This is a genomic window from Microcoleus sp. Pol11C2, from assembly GCF_036701505.1.
In the GTDB taxonomy this organism is placed as follows: Bacteria; Cyanobacteriota; Cyanobacteriia; order Cyanobacteriales; family Microcoleaceae; genus Microcoleus.
In genome coordinates, this window is record NZ_JAUBQX010000039.1 from 23,035 (window position 1) to 39,660 (window position 16,626).

10 protein-coding genes are annotated in these 16,626 nt (G+C 44.4%); 6 read left to right on the plus strand and 4 right to left on the minus strand.

Annotation, left to right across the window (positions count from 1 at the left end; genetic code table 11):
- Nucleotides 1-140 precede the first annotated feature (140 nt).
- Entirely contained in the window at nt 141-5,324 is a 5,184-nt protein-coding gene (locus QUA42_RS20015) for an nSTAND1 domain-containing NTPase (RefSeq protein WP_333139453.1), read from the plus strand.
- A 357-nt stretch (nt 5,325-5,681) separates the two neighbouring features.
- Entirely contained in the window at nt 5,682-7,967 is a 2,286-nt protein-coding gene (locus QUA42_RS20020) for an FdhF/YdeP family oxidoreductase (protein WP_333139455.1), read from the plus strand.
- A gap of 162 nt (nt 7,968-8,129) precedes the next feature.
- Here QUA42_RS20020 and QUA42_RS20025 read toward each other — a convergent pair whose 3' ends face one another.
- Together QUA42_RS20025 and QUA42_RS20030 are read right to left on the minus strand one after the other, a co-directional pair.
- Nucleotides 8,130-8,342, minus strand: a complete 213-nt coding sequence (locus QUA42_RS20025) for a hypothetical protein (protein WP_333139457.1) — start codon at nt 8,340-8,342, stop codon at nt 8,130-8,132.
- A complete protein-coding gene (locus QUA42_RS20030; RefSeq protein ID WP_333139459.1) occupies nt 8,336-8,650 on the minus strand; it encodes a glycosyltransferase family A protein in 315 nt (104 codons plus the stop codon). The genes QUA42_RS20025 and QUA42_RS20030 overlap by 7 nt, the downstream gene beginning before the upstream one ends.
- A 391-nt stretch (nt 8,651-9,041) precedes the next feature.
- Between QUA42_RS20030 and QUA42_RS20035 the strand changes: the two genes are divergently transcribed.
- Both QUA42_RS20035 and QUA42_RS20040 read left to right on the plus strand, forming a co-directional pair.
- Nucleotides 9,042-9,434, plus strand: a complete 393-nt coding sequence (locus tag QUA42_RS20035; RefSeq protein WP_333139461.1) for a hypothetical protein — start codon at nt 9,042-9,044, stop codon at nt 9,432-9,434.
- On the plus strand, nt 9,428-11,929 hold the full coding sequence (locus QUA42_RS20040) for a protein kinase domain-containing protein (RefSeq protein ID WP_333139463.1): 2,502 nt from the start codon (nt 9,428-9,430) through the stop codon (nt 11,927-11,929). Before QUA42_RS20035 ends, QUA42_RS20040 begins: the two co-directional genes overlap by 7 nt.
- Nucleotides 11,930-12,031: 102 nt before the next feature.
- On the opposite strand, the gene QUA42_RS20045 is transcribed toward QUA42_RS20040, so the two are convergent.
- On the minus strand, nt 12,032-13,444 hold the full coding sequence (locus QUA42_RS20045) for a hypothetical protein (RefSeq protein WP_333139465.1): 1,413 nt from the start codon (nt 13,442-13,444) through the stop codon (nt 12,032-12,034).
- A 77-nt stretch (nt 13,445-13,521) separates the two neighbouring features.
- On the opposite strand from QUA42_RS20045, the gene QUA42_RS20050 reads away from it, so the two are divergent.
- Complete coding sequence (locus tag QUA42_RS20050; RefSeq protein WP_333139468.1) at nt 13,522-14,547, plus strand: hypothetical protein; 1,026 nt, start codon at nt 13,522-13,524, stop codon at nt 14,545-14,547.
- A 118-nt stretch (nt 14,548-14,665) separates the two neighbouring features.
- On the opposite strand, the gene QUA42_RS20055 is transcribed toward QUA42_RS20050, so the two are convergent.
- A complete protein-coding gene (locus QUA42_RS20055) occupies nt 14,666-14,989 on the minus strand; it encodes a TMEM14 family protein (protein WP_333068784.1) in 324 nt (107 codons plus the stop codon).
- Between the two features lie 126 nt (nt 14,990-15,115).
- On the opposite strand from QUA42_RS20055, the gene QUA42_RS20060 reads away from it, so the two are divergent.
- The gene (locus QUA42_RS20060; protein WP_333139470.1) at nt 15,116-16,420 is read left to right on the plus strand and encodes an ATP-binding protein; all 1,305 of its coding nucleotides are present in this window, start codon (nt 15,116-15,118) and stop codon (nt 16,418-16,420) included.
- Nucleotides 16,421-16,626: the final 206 nt, after the last annotated feature.

Consider the following 16,626-nt stretch of genomic DNA (forward strand, 5'->3'; position numbering starts at 1 on the left):
TGTTCTTAATTGTACTTTCCCGAGAAGTCGATTCCTTCCATCCGTTACACCCGTTACATCCGTTAAAAAATCCGTTGCCGAACTTCCTTTTTTCGGCAGTTGACAGCACCTATTCTGAGAAATTTTTTCAAATATTAATTATGATTAATTCGCATTGCCAGCAAGAAACCGCAGCACAGCAAAACAAAAGTTCGCTGCAAACTCTCACCCGGACTCTGAGAATGTCTCAGGGGCAATTTTCGCTGATTTTGGTGCGGTGCAATTACAGTGCGATGAGAGAGCAAACTGCGCGGCAATTGCGGGAGGAGTCTGGGATCGAGATTCGAGAAATTGTCCTCCCGCCATCTGTTAAAACTCTTTACACGACGATAGAAACCAAAGTTTCCTGCAGCCACCCGTCAGCTTTAATGGTGTTTGGATTGGAATCGGTAAGCGCGATCGATCGACTCCTGACTTCTACCAACTACGTGAGGGAAGAATTTCGGAATAATTTTCCCTTTCCGGTGGTGCTGTGGGTGACAGACAAAATCTTAAAAAAACTGATTCGGTTAGTAACAGATATCGAGACTTGGACGACAAGTGTTGAATTTGTGATTGGCCCCGACGACTTGGTGGATTTCCTGGGCAAAAGTGCCGATCGCATTTTTTCCAACATTTTAGAAAGTGGCAATTGGCGTTTAACTAATTCTGCCATTCTCGGAGCCAATTCTTTGAGTGAACTAGAGTCGGCTAGCCAAGACTTGCAAACTTGCAACATCAGGTTAGAACCAGCTATTGAAGCGAGTTTGCAATTTATTCGCGGTAGGCACGAATATGCTTGTCACCGCATCCCTGCGGCCATTGAATTGTATCAAAAAAGTCTCATTTTTTGGAAGCATCAAGTAGCATTTATTGGGTCCAAAACACAATTTAGCGATTTGTTATTTACCGTTCACCCAGCACCGGTGTTAGAGGGAATTCTGCTATTCCACATCGGTCTTTGCTACCGCTTCCAAGCAGAACAACACCGCAGCGGCAACCGTCCTTACTGGACGGAGGCGAAGAATTATTTTCAGGAATGTATTGATGTTTTAGAACGCGCGGGGCGGCCGGATGCCGTTGGTATATTCATCAATCAACTTGGCGAAGTATTGCAGCATTTAGAAGATTGGGATGCACTGTGGAATTTAGCTATCAAAGCTCGGAGGTTACATGAAAATATGGAAAATTCAGCAGTTAATTTGGCTCAAGATTACGGCTTTTTGGCTAGAGTAGCCTTAGAGCAAAAGAACTGGCAAGGGGCGAAAGAATGGGCTTTAATGGCTCTAGACGTTCTCAACTCAAATTTAGAAGCGACGGGACAGGGAACCCCTGTAAAGTCGCAGCATCTAGGCTTGTATCTGTTAATTTTAGCAGAGGCCCAGAGTCAGTTGGGTGAGGTACAGGAGGCGATCGCGCATTTAGAGCTTGCTCGCTCGGAAACCGAACCTTGCTACAACCCGCAACTGTATTTGCGGGTTTTAGAAATGCTGCGATCGCTCTATTTTCAGCGGGGACAATATCTCGAAGCATTTCAAATTAAGCAAGATTATCGAGCGGTGGAACACACGTATCGGTTCCGAGCTTTTATTGGAGCCGGAAAGTTGCAGCCGCACAGAGAAGCGATTAATTCCGTCGCCGAAACTGTTGCAGACACGGCTACTATTGCTGACGAAATTACAGCTTCCGGCAGAGAGCAAGACCTCAACCGCTTGATATATAGGATGAACAATACCCCCGACAAACTGACAGTAATTTACGGTCAGTCGGGAGTTGGTAAAAGTTCCATTGTCACGGGAGGATTAGTACCAGCTCTCAAACAAAAAAAAATAGAAATGCGGACTGTTTTGCCCGTAGTGCTGCAAGTTTACAACAACTGGCCACGGGAATTGACCAGACAGTTATCTGCTGGGAAAGCTGAAATATTCGATCCGGAAATTGCCGAAGCAGTACCAGAAACTGATCCGGTAGATTTTCCAGTAGAAGCAGGCGAAGTCAAGGGAAATCTTATTTCGCGATTTCATGGTGGAGCGACTGGGAATAATGAGGATCGAAAAGAGCACTCACAGCCAGTAGAATTAATCATACAACAACAGGCGATCGAATACGAAAACATTATCAAGGAGCTGCAAAGAAATTCCGAACATTTAGTGACTGTTCTGATATTTGACCAATTTGAAGAATTTTTTTTCGTGTGGAAAGAGCCAGCGGAAAGACAAATATTTTTTGATTTTTTGCGGGAATGCTTGAAAATAAAATATTTAAAAGTCGTCCTGTGTTTGCGGGAAGATTACCTGCACTATTTGCTGGAATTTTCCCGACCCAAAAACCAGACAGGATTCGTTAACAATGATATTTTGGAGGACATTCTCAGCAAAAACATTCTGTTTTATTTGGGAAATTTTTCGCTGATCGATGCGCGATCGGTAATTCGCACTTTAACTGAGCGAGCGCAGTTTTACTTAGAACCGGAGCTGATCGAAGAATTAGTCCAAAATTTAGCTGGAGAATTGGGAGAAGTCCGCCCGATCGAACTACAACTTGTCGGCGCTCAACTGCAACAAGAGAACATTAGAACTTTAACTCAATATCAGGAACTTGGCAACAATCCGCAACAAAAATTAGTCGAAAGGTTTCTCGAAGAAGTAATCAAAGATTGCGGTCCGGAAAATGAAGTTGCCGCGCGCCGAGTTTTGTATTTGCTGACAGATGAAGATGAGATACGTCCCCTAAAAACTCGCGCCGAATTAGCCTCTAATTTAGCGACATTTGCTGAAGCTGACAAATTAGATTTAGTATTAGAACTGTTAGTAAACTCGGGTTTAGTTTTTCGCTGGACAGAATTGCCTGCTGAGCTTTATCAGCTCGTTCACGATTATTTAGTTAGCTTCATTCGCCAGCAGCAAGAATTAGATAAAAAGGCAGAATTTGAGGAACTGCGAAAGCAAAACCAAATTAACCGAGATGAAATTGAACAAATTCGCAAAGACCGAGAGCAAGATGCTTTGCTGTCGGAAGCTAGAGACAAACAGTACCAAGCGGAAGCTCAACTTTACCACACTCGGAGATGGCAATTGCGGGCGGCGGTTCTAGGAGTGCTTGTACTCGCAGGTGTTTCGGGGATGGCATTCGAGCAAGCAAAATTAGCAGAAAGCGCACGGCAGGAAGCAGAAAAAAGTCGGACTGATGCCCTAAATTCGGCGTCGGAAGCTTTGGTGCTTTCTAATGAAAAAAACCAATTAGGAGTGTTGGGAAATAGTATCAAAATTGGTCGTGATTCTCTGAAAAGTACAGCGCTGCCTGTGGACACTAAAACTCAAATTGCAGAAAGACTCAGACAAGCAGTTTCCGGGGTGCAAGAACGCAACCGTTTCGAGCAGCACAGCAAGTTTGTTTTGGATGTGAGTGTCAGTCCAGACGGCAATTCAGTTGCTTCGGCAAGTGCTGACAAAACTGTTAAATTGTCGACCAAAGAAGGTAAGTTATTAAAAACTTTCAATCATCCCGATAGCGTGACGAGTGTTAGTTTTAGTCCCGATGGGAAAACGATCGCTACTGGTTGTGCCGATCGCACAATTAGAATTTGGCAAGTAAATAACGACAAAAGTGCAATCGGCATTTTATCCGGTCACCGCGATATCGTCACCAGCGTCAGTTTCAGTCCCGACGGCAAAACCCTAGCTTCCGCCAGTCACGACAACACCGTCAAAATCTGGAACCTTGCGAACAAAAAATTGCTGCAAACCTTAACGGGACACAAAGACTGGGTACTCGGCGTCAGTTTCAGTCCCGATGGCCAAACAATAGCCTCAGCAAGTGTTGACAAAACTGTCAAACTTTGGAACCGAGAAAGTAAAACCCAGAAATTTAGGATTAATCCCAAAACACTAACCAAACATTCTGACATTGTTTACAGCATTAAGTTCAGTCCAAACAGTCTAGAACTCGTCTCAGCAAGTGCCGACACCACAGCCAAAATTTGGAACCGAAACGGTGAGGAAATCAGAACTCTCAAAGGACACAACGATGAAGTTGTCAGCGCGAGTTTCAGTCGCGACGGCAAACAAATTGTCACCGGCAGTGCCGACGATACCGTGAAAGTTTGGAGTCGCAGCGGCACTTTGCTTAACACTTTTCGAGGACATCAAGACGACGTAAGAGCCGTAAGTTTCAGCGGTGACGGCACTATTGCTTCCGCAAGTAAGGACAAAATAGTGAAAATTTGGAAACCGGATAGCACTCCGCTGAATAAGATTTTATCAGGACACGGAGACTGGGTTTACAAAGTCAGTTTTAGCGCTGACAGTAAAACAATTGCTTCTGCTAGCCGGGACAAAACCGTGAGACTTTGGCGGGCTGACGGCAGTTTATTCAAAATCTTAGAAGGTCATAAGGATTCTGTTACCTGGGTGAGCGTTTCGCCTGATGATAAAACTGTTGCTTCGGCGAGCGATGACAAAACAGTGAAAGTCTGGAGTTTAGACGGCAAACTGTTAGATACTCTCAGCCACAGTGGCATTGTCAGAAGCGTGAGTTTTAGTCCAGATGGAAAGATAATTGCCGCCGCAAATGCCGATCGCAAATTGTACCTCTGGCGCTGGAACGGTTCTAAAGCAACTTTGTTTGCAAAACTCGATCACAGCAATCCAGTAATTAGCGTTAGCTTCAGTCCCGACGACAAAACTATTGCTACTGCTACTGCTGCTGAGGACAAGGCAAGCGGGAAGAAAAAGGCTTTTGAAATTACCGGAGAAAAGAGAGTTTACCTGTGGCAATTTAACGGTTCGTCGGCGAAAATTCTGAAAACTCTCGACCACGAGGACAGCGTTAAAAATGTGAGTTTCAGTCCCGACGGCAAGACTATTGCTGCTGCTTGCGGTGACAAAAAAGTTTACTTGTGGGAGTTTGATGGAAAGGTGGCGAATTTAACTGAAAAACTCGACCACAGCGATACTGTAGAAAGCGTGAGTTTTAGTCCAGACGGCAAATTGATTGCGGCGGCGAGTGGGGGAAATACTGTTAAGCTGTGGGATTTTGACGGCAAAAAGGCGCTGCTATCTAAAACTTTGGAATCGAGCGATCGCGTGTTGAGCGTTACTTTTAGTTCTGATAGCAAAACTCTGGGTTTTGCTAGTAGGGATAGGAATGTAATTCTGTTGCCTGTGGAGAATTTGGAACTGAATAATATCATTGCTCGGAGTTGCGAATGGTTGGGAGATTATTTGCAGAATGACCCGAATGTGGCTGAGGGCGATCGACTGCTTTGTCTTGGGTTTGGCAAGCAGGCGTTAAATAAGAGGAAGTAAACCTGGTTTGTAGTGAGGACTTGAGTTTTCTCTCTGCCTGTGCATGAAGATTAAAGTCCTTACTGCGAACCTATTCTTGAATAGAAATTAAAACATCTATCTGTTGAGTAGTTTTTTCTGTTGTAAATTTGCGGTAAAATTCAAGTAATAAATTTAACTCCTCTGGCGGTTCCCCCGCCGAGTCAATAGAAGTTACTCGGTCTGCAGCAGAATTGTATTGTACAGTGCGCTCAAAAAAATCGCTTTGAAAAACAACAAAATTCTTGCCTTCAAAATTTTTATTTCATTCTGCCGAATGCCTTGTGCTCCGGCTGCATTTCTTCAACTAATCCGCAATTCAAACAAAAGGTAAACCACATGGATGTCAACTCCCAAAATGCCCAACCAATCCCGCCATTCAACGAGACAAACGAGGAAACACCAGAGATAGGTGGCGGTTTGCCCGTAATAGAATATTGGGCAAAGCATACATTGTCTCCAGAAGGCCCGAAACTTTGGAAAACTTTGCTGCATAAAAGTGCTTGTTTGTCTTGTTCTTGGGGCACTGGCGGGCAGAAAGGAGGTTTTACAAATGAAGAGGGCGAAAAACTTCAGCGCTGCATGAAAAGCGTTGAAGCAATCTCCGCTGAAATCAAGCCGGCTATCTCAACTCAATTTTTTGAAAAGAAGAGTATTGCTGAACTCCAGCAATTAACTTCAATGGAAGCCGATAGGTTGGGAAGGCTGAGTTTTCCGATGATTTTGCGGGCTGGTTCATCTCATTACGATCGCATTTCTTGGGAAGAAGTTTATCAAATTGCCGAAGCTGCTTTTCGCAAAACCCCCGAAAGAGTGGCATCTTACAGTTCCGGTCGCTCTTCCAACGAAGCGGCTTTTCTGCTGCAATTGATGATGCGGGCGATGGGTTCCAATAACTTAGCAGATTGTTCAGATCTCTGCCACGCTCCCTCGACAACTGGCTTAAGCGAAATGTTTGCCACACGCACCTCGGTAGTGAGTCTAGAAAACTTAAAGCAAGCAGATTGCGTCGTGCTCGCGGGTGCGAATTCTGCCTACAACCATCCCCGCTTCATGAACGAATTAATTAAAATTCGCGACAAAGGCGGTAAAATCATTGTAATCAATCCGGTGATGGAAATCGGGTTAGTCAAGTTTGGTTCTCCAGCATTTCCCGTCAAGTCGCTCATCCCCGGTTCCGATATTTCCTCCTTATACTTGCAACCAATTCCGGGCAGCGACACGGCGCTATTTGTCGGCATTCAAAAGTCTATAATCGAACAAGGATTGCTGGACGAAAAATACTTGCAAGCCTATACAGAAGGCTGGGAAGAAGTAGTCCAGCACGCCCGCGTAACCGATTGGGAAACTATTACTAAAACCTGCGGAGTTTCCCAAGCAGAAATTGAGGCAGCAGCCAAAATCATTGGCACGTCCCAGCGGGTTGTCTTCGGTTGGGCGATGGGAATTACCCAACACGATAACGGTGTAGATAACGTTTTCAGCATCGCCAACACGGCCTTGATTACGGGAAATGTCGGCAAAGAAGGGGCGGGATTAATGCCCGTCAGAGGACACTCAAACGTCCAAGGATTCGGCTCTATGGGCGTCACTGTGAAGCTGAAAAAAGAAATTCAACAAGCTTTAGAAAAGTTATTAAATCGTCCCCTCAGTCCTGTTAAAGGTTACGACACTCGATCGCTCATTGAAGCAGCAGATGCAGGCAAAGTCGATACGCTGATATGTCTGGGCGGTAATTTGTATGGGGCAAATCCAGATTCAACGCAGGCAAAACGCGCTTTAAGCAATGTTGAAACCGTTATATACCTCGCAACCAAACCGAATTTAGGGCATTTTAGCGGCTTGGCAAAACACAATACAATTGTGATTCCTGTACTGAATCGCTTTGAAAATCCCCACAAAACAACCGTGGAATCTGGGAATAACTTTGTGCGTTTAAATGATGAGGGCGAAACTCATCTCCAGAATTCTGATTTGATTCCTGAAGTGTATTTTTTAACGGAATTAGCTAGCAGAATTCACGGCGATTTCCCTGTTGATTGGCGCCGACTTCAAGACACAAAATACGTTCGCCAATTGATTGCTAAAACTATTCCTGGCTATGAAAAAATGGCGACAATTGATGAAACAAAAGAGGAATTTACCATCGGCGGTCGCATTTTTACAGAACCTAAATTCCCTACCGCGTCTGGGAAAGCGAAGATGTTTGTCACGCCTTTACCTAAGCTGAAATTACCGGAAGCGAAAGAGTTTAGAGGATCGGAATCAACACAGGGTATTGTTGTGGCATTGATGACGGGACGCAGCTATTCTCAGCACAATACTGTTGTCTACAAAATTGATGACAAATACCGGGGAATGCCGCACCGCAACTGCATTTTGATGAATCGTGCGGATGCAGAAAGTGTGGGTTTGCATGAACATCAGCGGGTTACGGTGCAGGGAAATGTGGGGAAAATGGAAAATGTCGAGGTGATTTATGGGGCGGTTCGTGAGGGTGCTGCTTTGATGTTTTATCCTGAAGTTAATGTAATTTTTCACCCGGAAATAGAAAAGCGCTCTGGTACGCCTGCTTACAAGCGCGTACCTGCTTTTGTATACGCGGAAGTTCGGCAACGGATGTAACGGAAGTAACGGATGTTATGATTAGCTCTGCCTTATTTCTTCTTCCTTCTTTATTCTATAACTCCCATTTTATATGATTTTGAAAAACAGGCAAGATGCCTGTTCCACAAGGAGTTAATTTTTTGTGGGTGGGCATTTTGCCTGCCCATATGTAAGTCTTAATTAACTCTTAATTTGCAAAGTTCTACCGCGCCAAGTCCATCTCCAACTGGTTTCAGTTTTAATCGCAGAACCGATCGCCCTCGCGGCAACTAACGCACCTCCCAAACCTCCTAACCACAAGTATTTCGTCGGACAGTCAGAAATCTCAGCACCCAAGCGGCGCAAATTGTAATGCTGCCAAATTACGATTACGGATAAACAGATAGTTAACAAGGTAATTGGTTGGTTGGTCGCGGCTGACCTGCTAATATTTTAAGCCGGGGGTCGTTGAGATGCTGTTGCAGGGTTTGCCCGATCGCTAACGTGTCATCTGTTGATCGATCGTCTACAATTAAAACCTCTAAGTTTTCCACAGACAGGGGTGTACTCTCCAAAATGGCGATCGCGCAATCCCGAATATTCTCTGCCTCGTTGTATGCTGGTACGATTACCGAAACTTTAGGGAACTGCGCGGCGGACTCCGGTGACAGCTTAGCCAAACTTCTGTCGGTTCGAGGCGCATTTTCGACTGATCGGCGCAAATTCTTAGTGTAAGCTCTACTTACAATGAGAGAAAAAATTAGCAGGGTTAACAATATCAAAGCGAACAGACCTCAAATTTTCGGTACACGATTTGTCTCCCTAAATATTAAAAAATATTAAAACAAAAAGCTAGTCGATCGCCCTAAAAGTTATTTTGACCGCCTCTTTTGCTATAATTTGTGAGCATCTTTCGGCTCGCCCGCAGCGAGGGGCAAGACCCCTCACCCAGACAGCGACCGAAAAGCCGAGGATAGATATCAGTTTTCAGAGGATATTGCAATGGGCGAATTTTTTACAGTCGATGTGTTTGCGAACACGATAGCGGTACTCGGCGCTTTGGGTTTTTTCTTTTTGGGATATCAAGCTTTGCAGATGTTGAAAAAATAAAGTATGTCAGAAATGAGATGTTGCACCATTGTCAAGAACGGGCAAGATGCCCGTTCCACAAAGAATGATTTTTCTTGTGGAACAGTCATCTTGCCTGTTCCTAAACAAGTATTTGAGAATCGTGCAATATCTCACTTAGAAGTCAGAAGTCAGAAGTCAGAAGGAAAGAAGTCAGAGGGAAGAAGTCCGATGGAAGTCGGAATAAGGAAAGAAAGAAGAAAGAAAGAAAAAACTATTCCGAATACCCAATGCCCTGTTTTGCCAATGCCCAATGCCCTGTTTTGCCAATGCCCAGGAACACCTAATTTACCTGAAAAAGGCTATACAACTGACTCAAAATTGCAACTGTTTCTTGCGAAAATCAACCAAAAAAAGGCTGCGTTATTATCATGGTGAGCCAACTTTTAGATGGACGCTATCAAATCATTGAAGTCATAGAAACAGGAGAATTTGGACAAACCTATCTTGCCAAAGATATTCGCCGTCCCGGAGAACCGCAGTGCTTTGTCAAGCACCTGCGTCCCGGTACTACCGAACCGAAATTAATTAATACTACGCGCCGTCTTTTTCAAAAAGAAGCAGAAGTTCTAGAAAAGCTCGGTCAACACGACCAAATCCCTCAGCTATTCGCTTATTTTGAAGAAAATGAAGAATTTTTCTTAGTTGAATCCTTTGTTGCCGGTCACTCGCTATCAACCGAGATTGTACCGGGCAAGCCTTTAACTGAAGAAAAAATGATTCCTTTGCTAAAGGAACTGTTAGAAATTTTAGTGTTTGTACACGGCCAGGGAGTAATTCACCGAGATATTAAACCGGCAAATTTAATCCGCCGCTATTCCGACAACAAGTTAGTTTTGATTGACTTTGGCTCGGTGAAAGAAATTCACATCGCTCAAAGACAAGCGCCGGTAACGGTGCGGATTGGCACTCTGGAATATATGCCGATCGAACAATTTCAATACAACCCCCAACTCAACAGCGATATTTACGCTTTGGGAATGATTGGCATCCAAGCAATGACGGGTTTGCCGGCTTACGATTTGCCGAAACTGCGGGATTTGAAAAATTCTAATAAAGGCGAAATTGTTTGGCGGCATTTAGCCACGTGTTCCCAAGCGCTGGCCGATGTTTTGGACAATATGGTGCGCTACGATTTTCGGGAGAGATACCAGTCGGCGGCGGAAGCTTTAGCCGATTTGAGGAAAATTGGCGATCGCTCGCGGGCGCGGATTCCCAAGCTAACAATATATCGGGAAGAAGTCGATCGGCGCAGCAGCAGCCGGGGTGATATTACAGTCGTCGGTCGGAGGATATTAGATGAACTGCGCGTCAGTTTGGAATTGCTGCCAGAAGAAGCAGAGGCGATCGAAGATGAGGTATTGAACCCTTACCGCAAATACAGAGAAAAAGGCGAACGCTACGAACAATCACTGCAAGAAGCAATGCAGCAAGAATATCCCTTTTCTCTGGAAACTCGCGACGAATTAAAACGCTTGCAGCAAGTTTTAGGGCTTACCGACGAAGATGCCGCAAAAATCGAAGAATTAGTCATTCCTAAATCTTTATTTGCTAAATTGTACAAGGCGATATCCACAGTTTTGGAGGGACACCGTAACCCCAGTCTGCCACCACCGAGTAGCGCCACTCACCTCGAATTACAGGCAAGTCCGGCGGTATCCTCGCAGGTAAATCTGAACGGAAAAACCGATTTCTTGCTCGCCAGCCCACCAGCACTTGTCCCCAAAGAAACTCGCAAATTCAATCCTTATCTTGCCGGGGCAACAATTGCGGCTATCTTAGCTGCGATCGGCGGAATTTACGGATATCTCAAGTGGCAAGAATGGCAGCAGCGAGCCCAGAAAGAATCCCAAGAACTCAATCAAATTGCCGCTCTTTATAAAGCCAGCAATTATGAAGACTGCATCAGCCAAATACCAACAATTGCCAACACTTCCAGCAGCTATGCGTCCGCTCAGGAGTTACAAGAACAGTGCCAAGCAGGTCTGCGGTGGAAGAATGCCAAAGTCAAAAATTTCGCTCAGCATTCAGATGCGGTTGGGTCTGTTGCTTTCAGTCCAGACGGCTTAATGTTAGCCAGCGGTTCTAAAGACAAAACCATCCAAATTTGGGATTTAGCTACAGGCAAGTCGATCCGCACTTTTCCAGGAGATTCCTCCACTATTTGGTCGGTTGCTTTTGACTCAAACGGTACGAAATTGGCGACTGGAACCGGTTTTTGGCGAGTCATGCTGTGGGATTTGAAAACAGGGCAAGTGATTCGCAGTCTCGACCACACTGCTTCTGTGTGGTCTGTCGCTCTCAGCCCCGACGGACAGCTTGTCGCTAGCGGTAGCGGAGACAACACCACAAAGATTTCGGATGCAGCAACTGGCCGTTTGATTCAGAGTTTTCCCGACCATACAGATTTTGTTTATTCTGTTGCTTTCACTCCAGATGGAAAAAGTTTGGTTAGCGCTTCTAAGGATAAAAAAATTACAGTTGTGGATGTCGCAACAGGGGCGTTGCTCAAAACTATTGAGGGACACGGCGACCCGGTGAGGTCGGTTGCTGTTAGCCCAGACGGCAAGACAATAGTTAGCGGTTCCTACGATGAAAGTATTAAAATCTGGAATATCGAAACCGGAGATTTAATTCGCTCTATCCAGGGACATTCTGACGATATTGTCTCGGTTGCTATCAGTCCGGACGGGAAGTTTATTGCGAGCGGGAGCAAGGATAAAACTATTAAAATTTGGGATTTTGCTACCGGAGAATTGCTGAATACTTTGACAGGACATTCCGATGAAGTTTATGTGGTAACTTTTAGTCCCGACGGCAAAACTATTGCTAGCGGTTCTAAAGACAATACTATTAAGTTGTGGCTGAGGTAATACGATTTTAGATTTTAGATGGAATGACTTACTGCATGATGCTGGGGGACTTCCCTACAGTTGCATCCTTTTGAGGAACTGATATCATTAGCCATTGGTCATTTAATTGCTATAATTGAGCTCGTTTTTTAAGGTTGGGGGAAAGTGCCAATAAGGCGTTTCTAATTCCTCCTTAGTTGGATAATTTTCAGTTGAGTTCTCTCGGATTTGAAAAAAGTAGTAGAGGTTAGCCACAGTTAAATCCGATATTTCTTGCCACTTCGATGCAGCTAAAGCTTGATAGCCAGTAGCGATCGCCTGCTGGCTGACATAAACTTCGTATCTCCGGCGGATTTCCGGCGACACAGCGAAGATTAGCTGGTCGCGCAAGGATAGAAAGTGAGACTTTTGCTTTAAACTTTCATAAAGTGAAGGTTCCGCAGCTAATACCGCGAATGTAGTGTACACGCTGCTTTTTAAACTCTCGCCGGTGAGTTTATCTAAACTAGCTAACTGGTGCTGCTCTTTTGGAGACAAAGTTTCCATCCAATCAACCTCATTTTGCCAAAATTCTATTACACTTAAATCATGACCGAGAATCCTAGTAACTTCAGGAAATAAAAAATCTAGTTCTGGTTCGGATTGACATCCTTTAACAACAGTGAGAAGATTTTGACAAATTTTTGATTGGAGTTCCCGCAGGCGATCGCTCACCATATCGTAGGCCCGCTGCAAGTGAAACGTGACCCCGATCGCCTGCTCGATCGCCCAAACACATTCCATTTGCCTGAGCTGTCCAGCAGAAGACAGCCCCTCCAACAAACTAGGATTATCATAAATTTTTAAAGCCTCAAACAGCATATCCCGGCCGCTATTAATTTCGGAATTCCGAAGTTTAAGATCTGGAACTGTCAGGGCTGACTGACAGCGTTTGATAGCTTTAGAAAAAATCTCGTAACCGTTAACCAGTTTCTGGCGGTGCATTTCAAAACTAGAGTCGTGAGCCACCTTAAAAATCTGCTGGATAACCTCTACTCCTCTATCTTTGAGGATGTGTCTGAGATCAATAAATCCATCTTTAATTTTTAGCTTCTGGTGCTTTGCCTCTTCTCGGATTTTTAATACTTGGTTGAGGTTGACTGCTGATAAAACTGTGCTCGATACAGCGCCAATACCAATGACAGCAGCAGTCGCTTGCATAACTGCCAAATTAATTTTCAGACAGTTAAGCATTCTGTATGTTTTTTGAAACCCCTGATGAGTTTGAGCCACCTGCAACGGCGCCAGTGTCACGTACACGGGAGCTACCAGCGGCTGTATGGGGCCACCTCCGGCTAACTGTGCGAGCAATCCTATCACTCCGCGATCGGATAGAGTTTCACTTCTTGATTGATAAAAAATTTTTGCGAGCTCCACAAACTCCCCTGTCACCGGATCTCTAGCAGCAGGGAGCAATTTTCCTGTTTTGGCAGCAGGCTGTACAAGGTTGCCACTATTGAGTCGCGCCTGAGTTGCAGGAGTGAATATATAATCCATGTGGTGACTCAGTTTCCATTCAAAAAGGCAGATGTTCTGTATTGTATGCTGTTTAGGGAAACGAGGCATGAAAGGAAATGAATGAGTATCTCAAGGCATTCCAGGCTATTACCCAGTTTAGCGATAGATTGTTGGCAGACGAATATCAATCCGTGGAGATTAAACAGTCAGCTACCCAACTCAGTTTAGATGTGGAACCTTGTATTGACGAAATTAAGCAATCTGCCATCAGACTCAAGGGGTTACTTCAAGTATGTTTCAAAGATGTATCTCAGGCTGAGGATGTGTGGAATAGCAAGCCGAGAATTGCTGGATCATCTCCTGTTGATGTCTGGGAGCAAATTGGCGAACTAAGCGGATGCGATGTGAGAATTCGCAGTTTAGGAAAACAGGGCAAATATGATGCTGTTGCTAAAGTTCGCAAATCTTGGAGCGACAAGGCGACCAAGTTAAAAAATCAGTGGTTTTTGTGGGATAAAAACCCTCAAGTCTTTCAAAGAGATACTATTGGTTTTTTTGAAAAAGATAATTTGCACAAAGAGTTGCGGAATGAAGTTGATGCCCAAGCCGAGCGAGTGATTTTAATTATGGAGAATGAACTGAGTTTAATTTTTAATGAATTACAATCTATTGATATAGAAAAAATTGAACTTTGTATTGAATGCTTCGACCTAAACAGTCAGTCTAAATTTAGAGAGCGACTACAATCAATAGGCGGGGAGATTGTATCGAAGTTTACGGAGCCACTGAAATATTTGCCTGATTCTTATATGAAAAGTTTTAAAGAAATGCTGAAAGAACCTGTAGAAACTCTGGTTCATAAAAGCAAGATGGGAATCAGTTTGGTCGATTTTGAAGAGTCCTGTAAAGTGATTGGGTTAATCCTGGATAATGTAATTATAGCAGTTTTTGATGAGCGCCTGAAACTGGCAATTCAAACAGTTGAAAAAGCGATTAAATTCTACAATAATTTTTTAGAGAAGCAGGCACGGTATCAGAAAGAGACGCCGGAACAGCGAGTGGCGGAAAAAGATTGGATCGAATGCCAGCGGCAGCAACTCAGGGAAGTTCAGCAGTATATTGATGCAGTCATTAGTCATTAGCCATTAGTTATTGGTCACTGGTTATTGGTTATTGGTTATTAGAACGAACAACTAACAATTAACAAATAACCACTGACCACTAAAAACAGTTAATAGTCAACAGTCAACAGTCAACTGATTATTGATATTGACCGCTGAGTTCGTAAACGATCGCGCCCAAAGACGCTAAGCTAGCTAAAATTAGCATTCCTGCCGGCATGAATTTTTGAGTTTTAACCAGGCGCACAATAAAGACTATTACTAAAACGGCGGAGATGGCTGCTGCTAATGTTAAACCCCAACTTTGTCCCATAAGCTGGGCGGTGCCGGCAAAAATTAGCAGCGAACCGCTAATCAAGCCCGAAATGAGCGAGGCTTGGCTTTTGGCCTTGATATAACCCATGATGCCGCCAACCAGTGTTAAAATGCCGTAGCCGATCGCCGCTGCTGTACCTAAATTCATTTTTAATCCTCCCGATTTCACTCTTTGCATCTAAGTTTATACAGCGCAGCCTGCAATTAGTGTCACGAATTGTTAGAAAATTTATTAAAGCCAGTCAGGATATGTAACTGTTATACAATTGCCATTATGTCAGCCCTAACTTCTGCTGCGATCGCCCAAATCCGTTACCTCCAGCGCCAAGCAGCATCCCTGCTGCTGTATCAATCAGTTCTTAAAAGCCCCGCAGGTCAAGCTTTTCTCGATTTGCTGCAAGCCCTTCACCACAGCGAAGTCAGCGGTTTGGAATGTCAGGTAGCTTACGGGAACTGGTTCAAAGTTCAGGCTGCTAAAAATTTAAGCTGGAAAGATTTTCTGATTTCCGAAATTCTCAAAGACGAAAACCCCTTCTCACGCCGAGCACAGCAAACAGATTTTGCAAGTTTGCCCCCCGCTTTGGTGGAGGCCGCCCGACATGATTTAGAAGTGCTGCAAAATATTTACGAATGCAGCAGCGAACAGTTGAGCAAGTGGGTGCGAGTAGCGGGTCAACTTGACGCAGTGCCTCCGATTTGGCATTCAGAAAGTGTCAAAAAAAATGGCGATTTGCCGCTGCACGAAAAACTGGAAAAATGGTCTAGCGCTGCGGAATCTTTGGCAGCTTATTACCGACAGTTTGGCACTGGTTTGTTTGCCGAATATCGCGCTTTTAGGTGGCGGGGAGGGGAGTTGGCAAATATTTCGCATCCCGATGGCATAACTTTAAAAGAGTTGGTTTGCTGCGATTGGCAGCGAGATGCTCTTGTCAAAAATACGGAGTTTTTGCTGGCAGGTTATCCGGCTTTGCACGTCTTGCTGTACGGCAGCCGCGGTTCGGGCAAGTCTTCTTTGGTGAAGTCCCTGTTAAATGAATTTGGATCTCGCAATCTGCGCTTGATTGAAGTATCTAAATCGGATTTGCAAGATTTGCCGCTAATTGTTGAGCAGTTGCGGGGAGTTCCTCAAAAGTTTATTATTTTTGTAGACGACCTTTCTTTTGAGGAAGATGACGATGCTTTTAAAGCTCTGAAAGTTGTTTTGGAAGGAAATGTCACTGCTCGCTCTCAAAATGTGGTTGTTTACGCAACATCTAACCGCAGGCATTTAATTCGAGAGTTTTTTGACGACAGGCCTCGCCCTCGCGATGGAGACGAAGTTCACGCTTGGGATACTGTGCAGGAAAAACTTTCATTTAGCGATCGGTTTGGCTTGACTTTAACTTTTGAACCGGCAGATCAAAACACTTATTTAACAATTGTCCGACATCTGGCAGAACTTGCTGGAATCAAACTCGCTGCTGAGGATTTGGAACACCGCGCTAAAGAATGGGCAACTCGTCGCAATGGGCGATCGGGCAGGACTGCGCGGCAGTTTGTTGATTTCCTGAAAGCAGATTTAGCCATTGTTCACAAGTAGCTCGTCTGCGCTGGGATGGCGGGTTTTACCTGAAATATGGGAAGGCAATTCAGGAGCTGAATAAACCCGCCATTGCAGTGCCAAAGGGCGAAAGAAAAATTCTTAAGTTTTTCATAATTTTATTGATAATAAATAACTAACAAAATTTGATATAATTATCAAAATCTCCCAAGAAACCTCCAGAGCCAGAACCAATCCTGACTCCA

Excerpts from the sequence above, each read along its gene's own strand:
- QUA42_RS20045 (WP_333139465.1), bottom strand. The coding sequence starts at position 13,444 with ATGGATTATATATTCACTCCTGCAACTCAGGCGCGACTCAATAGTGGC.
- QUA42_RS20020 (WP_333139455.1), top strand. The coding sequence starts at position 5,682 with ATGGATGTCAACTCCCAAAATGCCCAACCAATCCCGCCATTCAACGAG.
- QUA42_RS20015 (WP_333139453.1), top strand. The coding sequence starts at position 141 with ATGATTAATTCGCATTGCCAGCAAGAAACCGCAGCACAGCAAAACAAA.
- QUA42_RS20060 (WP_333139470.1), top strand. The coding sequence starts at position 15,116 with ATGTCAGCCCTAACTTCTGCTGCGATCGCCCAAATCCGTTACCTCCAG.
- QUA42_RS20050 (WP_333139468.1), top strand. The coding sequence starts at position 13,522 with ATGAATGAGTATCTCAAGGCATTCCAGGCTATTACCCAGTTTAGCGAT.
- QUA42_RS20035 (WP_333139461.1), top strand. The coding sequence starts at position 9,042 with ATGTCAGAAATGAGATGTTGCACCATTGTCAAGAACGGGCAAGATGCC.
- QUA42_RS20040 (WP_333139463.1), top strand. The coding sequence starts at position 9,428 with ATGGTGAGCCAACTTTTAGATGGACGCTATCAAATCATTGAAGTCATA.
- QUA42_RS20055 (WP_333068784.1), bottom strand. The coding sequence starts at position 14,989 with ATGAATTTAGGTACAGCAGCGGCGATCGGCTACGGCATTTTAACACTG.